This is a genomic window from Chryseobacterium sp. II3a (assembly GCF_057815135.1).
The window spans coordinates 605,598-620,044 of the sequence record NZ_JBYPZJ010000002.1; the positions used below are offsets into that span (position 1 = coordinate 605,598).

The following is a 14,447-nucleotide window of genomic DNA, read 5'->3' on the forward strand; positions in this document are numbered from 1 at the left end:
TTATTTTCCAACGGTTTGATTAATGATATCCAGGATCTGCTCTTCTTTCTCCAACATCATCTGATGCGAAGCTTCAATAGGATACACAGAAAGTAAATCTCTGTTTTCCACGATCGAGTCTATATTATTATACATTGAATTTTTAATGTGGTTATTAAATGATTCATTGAATGTATCTCCGCTCTGCATTGCTTTCAATAATACAACCTGGGTTGAGTTCAGATTATGCGAAATAGGTTCCTTAGCAATCATAAATTCAGCTGACATAAAGTTTTTGGTGGCTATAAAATAACTGTCACCAATCGGTACGGCCAGCCTATTGCTTAGTTCTTCATCTGTAGGGAATGAAAGGAAATCTATTAATGTCTGATCTGATGCATACAGAATCGTATCCAGCAAATAGACTTTAATTTTCTGATGTCCTCTTTTTTCCAGTTCAGCAGCTATTTCCAAGGCAATATTTCCACCTAAAGACCAGCCCAGCAAAATGTATTCTTCCTGTTGGGTCTGTTTTTGTATTACATCCATGTGTTCCAAATAATAATTGGCCAGCCTGCTAAGGTTATCAATTTTCTCTTCATGGTACAGATTATAAGAGTCTACTCCATAGCAGTCATAATCTGATTTAAGCTGTTCCGCAAGAGACTGATATACTTCGCTCCCTCCATTTCCAGGATGAATAAGGAAAATATTAGGTTGGTTATTAATCCCGCCCAACGTTGAAACCGTTTTATATTCTTTGTCATTTCTGCCAAAAATTACCGATAATTTGCTGATGGTTCTTTCTTTGAAAATATCCAGGATTTTGATTTGAATATCCAATAAAGCTCTTATTCTGCTTATCAGCTTAATCACCATAATACTGTTTCCTCCTAATCTGAAGAAATCATCATGAATGCTTATACTTTGAGGATCAATACCCAAAACTTCACCATAAATTGCTGCTAATTGTCTCTGTAATTCATTTACAGGAGCGGCATATTCTGAGATCCTTGTAAATTCAGGTTCAGGAAGCTGTCTTCTATCCAATTTGCCGTTAATGGTTAAAGGAAGCTGTTCAAGATGAACAAAAACATTCGGGATCATATAGTCCGGAAGAGTTTCCATCAGGAATTCTGAAAGCTGCTGTGGATCAATTACAGGATCAGATACATAATATCCAACCAGATATTTTATTCCACCTTTATTTTCTTTTACCAATACGGCAGCCTGACGAATACCTTCATAACTTAGCAACGTGTTCTCAATTTCACCTAACTCAATTCTATGACCACGGATTTTCACCTGGAAATCATTTCTTCCCATATATTCAAGGTCTCCATTGGCTAATCTGCGTACCAAATCTCCTGTTTTGTACAAACGGCTGTTTTCTCCTCTTTCTTTCTGATCTTCCGTTTGGAATGGATTTGCCATAAAGCGTTCCTCTGTAAGTTCAGGTCTGTTCAGATATCCTCTGGCGATACCAGCTCCACCAATGTATAGCTCACCTACTGCTCCTGTTGGAACAGGGCGATATTGGTTATCAAGAACATATAAACTTGTATTCGCAATCGCTTTTCCAATGTTCAATGGATTTTTATCTTCCTTGTAGTTATGAAGTGTGGCACATACTGTTCCTTCCGTTGGTCCATATTCATTGACAAGGGTAATGTTCTCAATATTTTTATCTAAAGCCGGGAAGCTTTCTCCTCCTGCATGAATCAGTTGCAAGCTTGTTCCATTATCCACGATTTCCTTCAACAGGACTGGTGGAATAAAGGAAACTTCTACTGCATTTGCTTTGATATAATCATTAAGATCATTTACTGAGGTTCTCAAATCATTGCTGTACAACCAAAGGGTATTTCCGTTGCATAAAGACGGGAATATCTCGTATACAAGGGCGTCAAACACATAATTGGAGTACACGCCTACATTCTGATATTTTTCAAGCTGATGAACTTCCGTCATGGTATCTATCAGATTGATAACTCCTGTATGTTCAATCATTACTCCTTTTGGAAGTCCTGTGGTTCCACTGGTGTAAATCACATAGGCTAAATTATCTGAGGATACCTGAGTAACAGGATTATGATGATCTGTTGCTGCCAGCTTATCAACCAATTCTCTGCTGTTCAATGAAACCAGATTTACATCCAAAGAAATCTCATTTAATTTATGTTTTACTTCTTCATGAGTAAGAATAACCTCAGCTGCTGTATCTTTTAGAATATGGATGATTCTTTCTGCAGGGTATGAAGGATCCATCGGAACATAAGCTGCTCCGGTTTTTAATACGGCAAGAATGGCTATCAACATCTCTTCAGAACGTTCAAGGCATAGCGGAACCAAATCATCCGGCTGAAGCTGGTATTCTTTGATAAGGTAATTGGCCAATTGATTAGCTCTATCATTCAGTTCTTTATAAGATAATCTAACATCCTGATATACCAAAGCTGGAGCATCAGGTGTTTTAGAAACCTGAGCTTCAAACTGCTGATGAATGGTGTTTTTATCCTGATATGCTTTTCTGTTATCATTCAATCCTTCTGTGATCTGCTTATTTTCTGTTTCTGACAACAGGGACATTTCTCCTATTTTCAGATTTTTAACATTGGACACTCCAAATTCTACAATCTGGCTCAACAGATATTGATACGTGTCAGCAATACGGTCTATGGTTTCTTTTTTAAATAAAGATGTTGCATAGTTGAAGGACATCTGAATTCCGTAAGGGCTTTCATTAATCATCGTAGTCAAATCAAATTTCGCAGCCTGATAGTCTATATCACCATCAAAAGGTTGGAAAATAGCTTCTTCACTTTGATTTGCAGCCTCACCTCCATTGCTGGTCTGAAGTCCAAACATCACCTGAAATACCGGATGTCTTGAAGTATCCTGCTCAACTCCCAATTCTTCTACCAGTTTTTCAAATGGAAGATCCTGATGAGATTGTGCTTCTGTTACGGATTTTGACACCTGCAGAATAAAGTCTCTGATCTCTTGCTTAGGATCAATCTTTTCCCTCAACACCAATGTATTGACAAAGAATCCGATAAGGTTTTCAAGGCCTGCATAATGACGGTTGGCCATTGGACTTCCCACTATGATATCATCCTGACCTGAATAGGCAGAAAGAGCAAGATAGTAACCACTCAGCATCACATTGTATAAACTTACCCCAAGGTTTTTAGATACTTCTTTTAATCCAAAGGCGATGTCTTTTGGAATATTGAATCCGAGGGTATCTCCTTCATAGGAAATTTCAGCAGGCCTGTGGAAATCGACCGGAAGATCTAAGCTCTGATGGTCATCCAGCTTTGTTTTCCAATAGTTAATCTGACGGTCAAGGCGTTCTCCTGAAAGATATTTACGCTGCCATAATGCAAAATCCTTGTATTGGATTGTTAATTTCGGAAGCTTAGGTTGTTGTCCTGCTGCCATTGCCTGGTAGGTTTCAGATACTTCTTTCAGGAATATATCGGTAGACCATCCATCAAAAGCAATGTGATGAATAACCACTGAAAGATAATTGGTATTATCTAATCTGAAAATGTTGATATCTACAGGGATTTCTTCTTCCAAACGAAATACTTTATGCGCAGCTTTATTTACTAATTCTTCTAACTCGTCCCTGTTTTCTGCCTCTATTACTCTGATTTCCGGAAGAAGATCGGTTACTACCTGATAACCTACTCCATTTTCTGTTGTCATAATGAACGTGCGAAGGACTTCATGACGTTGAATTACTGTCTCCAAAGCCTTAACTAAAGCCTTAATATCCGTTTTTGTATTCAAAGTAACGGTCATTGGAATATTATAAGCACTGCTTCCCCCTTCATAAGATTCTATAAACCAAAGCCTTTCCTGAGCAAAGGATAATCTTTGTTCTTCCGGTGAGCTAACCTCAACAGGAAGTATTTCAATTCCCTCGGCAGCAATCTCTCCGGTTGTTAATGCTCCTTCCAATAAAGCAACGGTCTTATGGTTGAATACCATTGACACATTAGCCTGTAATCCTAGCTCCTGTTTAATTTTACCAATAAGCTTAATGGCCATAATACTGTTTCCGCCTAATCTGAAGAAATCATCATGAATACTGATATATTCCGGGTTGATTCCTAATACTTCTCCATAAATCGTACAAAGCTTTTCCTGAAGGTCATTCATTGGAGCGGTATATTCATTTCCGCCCGTAAATTCAGGTTCAGGTAATAGTTTTCTATCTAGCTTACCATTGATGGTTAATGGCAATGATTTTAAATGAATAAAAACAGAAGGAATCATATATTCCGGCAATGTTTCTGATAAAAATGCAGTGAGCTTTTCTATCTCTAATGCAGTATCTGAAACATAGTAGCCGGCAAGGTATTTCATTCCATTCGTATTATCCTTAGCCAGTACCACAGATTGTTTTATTTGCGGATATTGGGAAAGTCTGTTTTCTATTTCTCCCAGCTCTATTCTATATCCTCGAATCTTCACCTGGAAGTCATTACGGCCAATGTATTCTATGTTTCCATCCGCTAAATAGCGAACCAAATCTCCGGTTTTGTATAAACGTGAGTTTTCACCGGTTTTCTTCTGCTCTTCAGTCTGATAAGGATTATCAACAAATCTTTCTTTTGTAAGGTCTTCTCTGTTCAGATAACCCCTGGCAATGCCTGCTCCACCAAGATAAAGTTCTCCAATGGCTCCTACAGGAAGTAAACGACCATAACCATCCAAAATATAGGCTATAGAATTTCGTACAGGGCGGCCTATAAGCTGTACATCGCCATGTTCTACTTTTTTATACGTTGCATAGATCGTTGCTTCAGTTGGGCCATACAGGTTATAAAGTTGAGTATATTCTGACCAGTATTTACCTGTTTCATAATCACAAGGTTCTCCTGCATACAGTAATCCTTTAAGATCCGTGTATTCTATACGTGGCAATACGGAAAGCATTACAGGTGGTAAATACGCGTAATCAATTTCATTGGTTAACAGGTATCTGCTTATAGAATCTGCATCTTTTTTCGTTTCTTCATCCAATAGATGAAGTTCATTTCCGAACAATAATGTATTGAAGAATTCAGACACTGAAACATCAAAAACATATGAGGTATAAGCAGTTATCTTTTTACCTTCACTGAAACCATAGGCTTCTCTTACCTGATTTACTACATTAACTGCATTTCTATGCTCAATCATGACTCCTTTTGGAAGTCCAGTGGTTCCACTGGTGTAGATTACATAGGCTAGGTTTTCCGGAGTTACCGAAGTAATCGGATTTTTTGATGACATTCCATCAACAGCCAGCTGTAGATTCACATCTTCTAAGGAAATCACCTCAGCTTTGTCCAGTACCTGTACTTTATCTTTTGTATTTTCTTCACTTATGATGATTTTGGTATTCGTATCTGTAAGAATGTGCTCTATTCTTTCCGTTGGATAGGAAGGATCCATTGGAACATAAGCTGCTCCTGATTTTAATACTGCTAAAATAGCAATCATCATATTTTCTGAACGTTCCAAACATAGCGGAACAAGATCATCCGGCTGAATATCATAGTTTTGAATCAGATAGTTTGCCAGGCGGTTTGATCTGTCATTCAACTCTTTATAAGATAATCGGATATCTTTATAAACCAATGCAGTATGATCCGGTGTTTTGGCCGCCTGCTCTTCAAATCGCTGATGAAGGGTTGTATTATATGAGATTGTTAAGTCTTCAGTATTATTCCAGGAACTCAACAAATCAACATGATTATCAACAATATATGAAGTGTTATTTGAGTTTATATCAGGATCTTTTACGATCTGATCCAACATCAATTCCATTCCTTTTACAAGCTGCTCCATCATTGTTGATTCAAAAATAAAGCCTTCATAGTTGATCTTCAGCGTCACACGATCTCCTTGTTCAGAAGCCATTATGCTAAGTGGATAATCCAGTTTTTCAACGGAATCTCTGAAGGTAAAACCTAGCTCATTATTTCCGCCTCCTTTTGGTACCGGATAATTTTCATATACAAATAAGCTGCTGAAAATACGGCGCCCATCATGGTGAAGCTCTGCAAGGCTAATATCGCTATGAGAATTTAGTTCACTGATTCTGTTCTGGATTTCCATAATGCGATCTACCACACTTCCTTCTTCATGACTTACAATTAATGGCAGAGTATTGATATACAATCCGGCTGAGGATTCTATACCATCAACAGGTAAGTTTCTTCCTGAAACGGTTGTTCCTACTACTGTGGTCTGCAATCCGCTATACAGTTTTAACTGACTGTGCCATAAGTATTGCATTACTGCATTTACTGTTAATCCATGAGCTTTTGTAAGATCTTTCAGACTATTGTATTGGTCTCCGCTCACCAGCATTGTTACTTTCTGGTGGTCTTTAATATGGCGGTAAGTTCCTAAATCTATCTGTCTCTGGTCTTCTTTTACAAGACTTTTCAGGTCTTCCTGGTCTTCAAGAAGGGTCATATACTGATTCCAGAAGCTGCGCCCTGCCTGTTTATTAGCCTGTAAATATTTCTGACTTGCTGCATATGCAGAATCCGTCAATAAAGTTGGCTCCTGACCATGAAGCTGGTGCAGATAGGCATCATGAACACTATTCATGATAACAGGCATACTCCACCCGTCCAGAATAGCATGGTGATTACTGAACAGACAGCTGTAATATTCTTCGCTTCGTTTGAAAAGATACACTCTGAAAAGATTTCCTTTAGAAAGATCATATCCTTCCAGACGATCGTTATCTGTAATTTTCTGGATCAAATCTTCCTGGGCTTTTTCAGACATCACACTGATATCTTCGTATCGCCAGTCTAGCTGACCTTCTTTGTCAATTACCTGTACAATTTCTCCATTCCAATCAAACCGGATTCTTAGAGATGGATACTGCGTCTGAGTTAATTCCCAGGATTTTTTAAGCTTTTCTGTATTGATTTTAGCCTGATAATCCCACATCAGCTGTACTCTGTAGGCATCATCTTTTTCTCCCTGATTCAGGGCATGGTACACGAAGCCTTCCTGTAAGCTGTTCGCAAGATATACGCCTTCTATTTCTCCTTTCTCCTGAACGGCTGAAAGCTGAGCGTTTTCTACTATATAGTCTACATCTGATACTGTAAGATAGCTTCTGTTTTCTTCTGAAAGGTTCTTGATAATGGCTTCAAGGTTCTGTTTAAAACTATCGGCTAAAAGGGTGATCTTTTCATCAGAAAGGTATCCTGAGATTCCAAATCTAAGCTGCCCGTCAACTACAGCACCATTAATGTTTACAAAATGGCTGTCTCGGTTGGAAGCTCCCACTCCGGCACCACTGTTTTCAGCCGCAATGAACCACGTTTTATCTCCGGATGTATCATCCTGGTCAAGCTGACCTAGGTAATTGAAGATGATCTTCGGTAATTCACGGTTGATGTATCCTATCAGGCTACCATATCCAATTCCATTATTTGGAATACTCCTTAAAGATTCTTTGGTGAGAACAACAGTCTCTTTTACTGATTTTCCTGTTTCCAACTGCACCGGATACATGGTGGTAAACCAACCCATTGTTTCGGTAATGTCTAACTGGCTGAATACTTCTTCACGTCCGTGCCCTTCCAATAGAATAGCATGACGCTGATCTCCGGTAACTTTAGTAAGAGCTGAAGCTAAAGCAGACAATAACAAATCATTGATCTGGGTGTGATATACGTGATGTACTCCACGAATAAGGTTTCCTGTAGATTCTTTATCCAACTGAAGATGACCATGGTGATAACCTTCAGTAATCAGTTGAGATAGTGTTGAATTGCTTTCCTCAACTGTATCAGCGATATGATTCCAATAGGTGGTTTCCTGATCTCTGGATTCCGGGTTGTCTTTTTTATAGGTTCCGATAGCTTTTACCCATTGGCGGTAGCTGCTTCCTTTCTGAATCGGATAATTCTCTCCTTTTTCAAGGGTCTGATAGATATTTTTCAGGTCTTCGGTAAGGATTCTCCAGCTCACCGCATCAATAATGATGTGATGGAACGCAAAGAATACTCTTGCACTTTTGTCCTGATAACCATTGATATATCCAATCTGATACAATGGACCTTTTTCAATATCAAAATGCGACTGCCAATCTGTGAATATATCAGCTAGTTCTTCAGCATTTAAGCCGGAAACATCAAGATACTTAATTTCAGGAGCAGTTTGACCTGTTTTATATTCTTGTGTATGTCCTGTATATCCTAACCTGAATGCATCATGCTTCGTTAACAATTGCTCTACGGCCTGTTCAAAAAGAACTTTGTCAAGTTCAGGAACATTGATTAAGAACGCCTGGTTCCAGTGATTGAATTCTGTAAGATAACCTGATTCTTTTTGTTCAAAGAACCATTCCTGCACCGGAAGAAGTGGTACTTCTCCGGTAAGAATTCCCTGTTCGGTAAGGATAGTGGCTTCACTGCCATGTTTTTTATCTTCTATAAGCTGAGATAATGAAGCTACAGTTCGCGCTGTAAAGACTTCTTTTACACTTAATCTTACTTCTAACTGTTGGCGGATCTTTCCTACCAACTGAATACTGATAATACTGTCCCCACCTAATCTGAAGAAATCATCATGAATACTGATCGTCTCCGGAAAAAGACCAAGCACATCGCCATAGATCTGGCAAAGTGCAGACTGAAGTTCTGTTTCGGCAGCTACATAATCTTTACCTGCTGTAAATTCAGGTTCCGGTAATGCTCTTCTGTCTAGTTTTCCGTTAATCGTAAGCGGAAGCTCAGCCAAGTGAACAAAGGCACCGGGCACCATATATTCAGGAAGAGTTTCTGATACAAATTCAGAAAGAAGATTAGTATCAATTGCTGAATCAGAGATATAGTAAGCAGCCAGGTATTTTAATCCTGATTTATTTTCTTTAGCTAAAACTGCTGTCTGGCGGATGCCTTCAAACTGAAGCAAAGTATTTTCAATCTCTCCTAATTCAATTCTATGACCTCGGATCTTCACCTGGAAGTCGTTTCTTCCTCTGTATTCCAGTTCTCCGTTTGGCAGCCAGCGAACTAAATCCCCTGTTCTGTATAAACGGCTGTTTTCATTTCGTTCTTTCTCTTGTGCAGTCTGGAATGGATTAGCCATAAAACGTTCTTCAGTAAGTTCAGGTCTGTTCAGATACCCTCTGGCAATACCTGCTCCACCGATAAACAATTCTCCTACCGCTCCTACAGGTACAGGACGGTATTGAGCATCCAGAACATACAAGGTTGTATTCGCAATCGCTCCACCAATATTCAGTGGGTTTTTATCTTCTTTGTACTCATGAAGGGTAACACATACGGTTCCTTCTGTTGGGCCATATTCGTTAACAAGGGTAATGTTTTCAATATTTTTATCCAATGCCGGGAAGCTTTCTCCTCCTGCGAAGATGAGTTTTAAACTCGTACCATTTTCCACGATTTCTCTTAACAGAACTGGTGGAATAAAGGAAACTTGAATAGCGTTGGTTTTAATATAATCATTAAGTTCATTCACTGAGGTTCTAAGCTCATTGCTGTATAACCACAGGGTATTTCCATTGCACAATACAGGGAAGGCTTCATATACAAAGGCATCAAATACATAATTGGAATAGCATCCTACTTCCTGATATTCTTCAAGTCGGTGTGCCTTAATCATTGATCTGATGAGGTTTATTACTCCAGCATGTTCAATCATTACTCCTTTTGGAAGTCCTGTGGTTCCACTGGTGTAAATTACATAAGCAAGGTTTCCTGAATTCACTTCTGTAACAGGATTATTAATTACTTCTGTCTCAAGCGTTGCTTTAAGGGTAACTTCATCGAGTGAAATGACTTCTATATTCTGTAATTTCTCTATTGTACTTTCCTGTGCAATGACCAGTTTTGCCTGGGTATCTTCTAAAATATGTCCTATTCTGTCCGCCGGATATGATGGGTCCATTGGTACATAAGCAGCTCCTGCTTTTAATACGGCAAGGATGGCAATCAGCATATTTTCGGATCTTTCAAGGCATAGCGGTACCAGATCATCAGGTTGAAGCTGGTACTGATGAATCAAATGATTTGCTAAACGGTTTGATCGTTCATTCAGTTCACGATATGAAAGTTTAACATCATTATACACCAAAGCTATGGTATCAGGGTTTTTCTCAGCCTGATATTCAAACATCTTGTGAATGGTCATTTCTGACGGATAATCTTCCTGGGTGGCATTCCAATGCTCTATCTGAAGTGTTTCTTCTTCTGATATCAATGAAAGGCTGCTGATTAGCGTATTATCCGGATTGTTCTCTATGATCTGATCTAAGAGAAGCTGATAAGAACCTGCCATTCGGGTAATGGTTTCCTCTCTGAACAAAGCTTTGGCATAATTGAACATGATGCGGATGTTTTCTCCGTCATCGTCAATCATTGTTGTCAAATCAAATTTGGCTGCTTTATAATCTACTTCTCCGGCAAAAGAATGGAATAATACTTCTCCTTCAACTGCTTTCACTTCTTTATCAACACTTTGAAGACCAAACATTACCTGGAAAACAGGGTGTCTTGAAGTATCCTGCTCCACACCAAGTTCATCCACAAGTTTTTCAAATGGAAGATCCTGATGAGACTGGGCTTCATTGACTGATTTTGAGACCTGAAGAATAAAATCACTGATATTCTGTGCAGGATCTACTTTCTCTCTTAATGCCAGTGTATTGACAAAGAAACCGATGATATCTTCAAGACCTGCATGATGACGGTTAGCAATTGGGCTTCCCACCACAATATCATCCTGACCGGAATAAGCAGACAGCATCAGATAATAGCCTCCTAACATAAGGCTGTAAAGACTTACGCCCAGTTTTTGGGAAAGAGCTCTAAGTCTTTCTCCCTGTTCTTTATTCAGGTGGAAATACAGATTTTCTCCTTCATAAGATAGTTGAGCTGGTCTCTTGAAATCTGAAGGTAAGTCCAGATTCTGGAAATCATCCAGTTTATTCTTCCAATACCCAATCTGAGTACCAAGGCGTTCTCCTGAAAGGTAATTACGCTGCCACAATGCAAAGTCTTTGTATTGAATTTTTACAGGGGAAAGTTCCGGTTCTTTTCCTTCAACAAGAGCGTAATAAACAGAGGCTACTTCTTTTAGGAAAACATCGGTAGACCATCCGTCGAAAGCAATATGATGAACCACAACAGCCAAATAAACCTGCCCTTCCAATCTGAACATATTGATTTCTACAGGAAGTTCTTCATCTAATCTGAAGACTTTGTTCACACATTTATTGATAGAACTTTCTAATTCTTCCTCATTCTTCACTTCTGAAACTTTAATTTCAGGGACAAGACATGTAACTTTCTGATATCCTACTCCATTTTCTGTAGTATGAATCATGGACCGAAGTATATCGTGTCGCATTATCACCGTTCTCAAAGATTCCTCAAACAGATTGATCTGAATGCTGTCATCTAATCTTGTAACGATAGGAATGTTATAGGCACTGCTTCCGCCTTCATAGGATTCTATAAACCAAAGCCTTTCCTGAGCAAAGGATAATCTTTGCTCTTCAGGGGAATTAACCTTGATTGGAACAAGCTCTATTTGTTTATCATTATTATTTTCCTGAGCTAAAACATTGGAAAGAGAGGCCACGGTTTTATGGTTAAATACCATTCCTACGTTAACCTGTAGATCCAGATCCTGTCTGATTTTACTGATAAGCTTAACAGCCATGATACTGTTTCCTCCCAATCTGAAGAAATCATCATGAATACTGATCATTCCATAGTTAATTCCTAATACATCACCGTACACCTTGCATAGTTTTTCCTGTAATTCATTTTCAGGAGCAACATAATGGGTGCTTCCGGTAAACTCAGGTTCTGGCAACGCTTTTTTATCCAGTTTACCATTGATTGTCAGCGGCAAAGAGGTTAAATGAATGTAGATTCCCGGAACCATGTATTCAGGGAGTGATTCTGACAGATATTCTGACAGTAAGGATGAATCTATGGCTGTATCAGACACATAATACCCTGCAAGATATTTCAACCCAGTCTTATTTTCTTTGGCTAAAACAGCCACCTGACTGATTTCAGGATAACCCAGCAATTGATTTTCAATTTCACCAAGCTCAATTCTATAGCCACGGATCTTCACCTGGAAGTCATTTCTTCCAATGTATTCAAGCTCTCCATTGGATAACCAACGGACTAAATCTCCGGTTTTGTATAAACGTCCGTTTTCACTTTTCGTTTTCTGATCTTCAGTCTGGAAAGGGTTTGCAATGAAACGTTCTTCTGTAAGATCTGTTCTGTTCAGATAGCCTCTTGCAATTCCTGCTCCGCCAATGTATAGCTCTCCTACCGCTCCTACAGGAACAATACGATGATGATTATCCAATACATAAACGGTCATATTTCCGATTGGTCCACCGATATTTACCGGATTTTCATCTTCGTTATAGTGGTGAAGCGTGGCACATACGGTAGTTTCTGTTGGTCCGTAAGCGTTGATAAGGTCTACTCCATGTTCTTTGTACATCGCCATCACCTGAGGATTGGTAACGTCTCCGGCAACAACAAGGATCTCTAACGGTAAAATATATTCTTTAGTTAAAAGTACAGGTGGAATTGTTGCTACACTGACGTTATTGGCTTCGATATAGTCTTTTAAAGCAGCTAAATCGGTCTGAAGTTCCTTTTCCAAAATGTAAATACTGTGTCCATGGGTAATAGATGGATACAATTCCCAAACATGAGCATCAAATACATAATTGGCATACCATAAACAGTTCTTTTGAGCAGTTCCCAGCAATCCGAATTCTTTAGCTTCCTGATGAATCAAGTTGGCCACATTTCTGTGTTCAACCATTACACCTTTAGGTAATCCGGTAGTTCCACTGGTGAAAATAACGTATGCTAAATTTCCTGGTTGAGTATTAGTAGCAGGGGTCTTAGCATCAAAGGTTTCAAGCATTGCTTTAAAGGTAATCTCATCTAAAGAAATCACATCTTTACCCACATTTTCCAGCTTTTCTACTGTGCTTTCCTGGCCTAAAATCAGTCTTGCCCCAGTGTCCTGAAGAATGTGTTCTATTCTTTCCACAGGAAAAGAAGGATCCATTGGAACATAGGCTGCTCCGGATTTTAAAACTGCTAAAATGGCAATCAGCATATTTTCTGAGCGCTCCAGGCATAATGGAACTAATTCATCCGACTGAAGATCATAGGTTTGGATCAGATAGTTTGCCAGACGGTTTGATCTGTCGTTCAGTTCTCTGTATGTTAAGACAACATCCTGATAAACTAATGCTATATTTTCCGGAGTTTTCAGCACCTGTTCTTCAAATAACTGATGAATGTTTTTATCAGAAGGATAATCTGATTCTACAGCATTCCATCCTTCCATTAATTTAAGCTGATTATCAGAAATATATGAGAATTCATCGGAAGTAATTGTCCAGTTTTCAAGGATTTGGGCAAGAACTGTTTTCATTCCATCAATCAGCTGCTCCATCGTATGCTGTTCAAAAAGAACACCTTCATAATTGATCTTCAGGGTTACACTTTCTCCTTGCTCAAATGCCATTATTCCTAATGGATAATCCAGTTTTTCAACAGAATCTTTGAAAACAAATCCTAATTCATTGTTATCATCTCCTCCTTGTGGTACCGGATAGTTTTCGTACACAAATAAGCTGCTGAAAATACGTCTTGCATCCTGATGAAGTTCTGCAAGGTTTACATCACTATGGGTATTCAGCTCACTGATTCGCTGTTGAATATCAGAAATAATATCCACCACTTTGCCTTCAGTATGCTGTACAATTAATGGAAGTGTATTGATAAAGAGACCCGCTGAAGATTCTATGTCATCTACAGGAAGGCTTCGTCCGGATACGGTTGTTCCCACTATGGTAGTTTCAACGCCTCCGTATACACTTAATTGATTATGCCATAGATATTGCAATACAGCATTAATCGTCAGACCATTTTCAGTGGTAAATTTTTTCAGTTGCTGATATTCCTCTTCAATGATTGTCATTTTTACAGCCTGATGATCTTTAATCTGACGATAAGTTCCCAAATCAATATGTTTTTGGGATTCTTTAAGCAGGCAGCTAAGGTCTTCACGGTCTTCGAGAAGGTTCATATAAGTATTCCAGAAGCTTCGGCTGCCCTCTTTATGCTGCTGAAGGTATTCCTGAGTTTTTATATAAGCATGATCTGTGACAATATTCAGATCCTGTTTTTTAGTAAGTTTCAGGTAGATATCGTGGATACTGGTCAGTATGATAGGCATACTCCAGCCATCCAACACTGCGTGATGGTTACTGAAAAGACAGGTATAATGCTTATCAGAACGTTTAAACAAATATACTCTGAATAATCCTCCTTTTGATAAATCATATACTTCAAAACGGTCTTTTTGAGTAGCTTCTCTAATCCATTTCTCTTGCTCTTCTTCATTCATGGTAC

The 14,447-nt window shown here is 38.8% G+C and carries 1 protein-coding gene (only partly in view); it reads right to left on the minus strand.

What is annotated here, in order from left to right; translation table 11 throughout:
* Positions 1-14,447, minus strand: partial view of a non-ribosomal peptide synthase/polyketide synthase gene (locus AC3HD6_RS07615; RefSeq protein ID WP_488895799.1) — the 3' end only. Its footprint extends 29,785 nt past the window's final position; the window shows 14,447 of its 44,232 coding nt (coding positions 29,786-44,232); its start codon lies off the right edge, out of view — the gene reads right to left on this strand; the stop codon is at positions 1-3.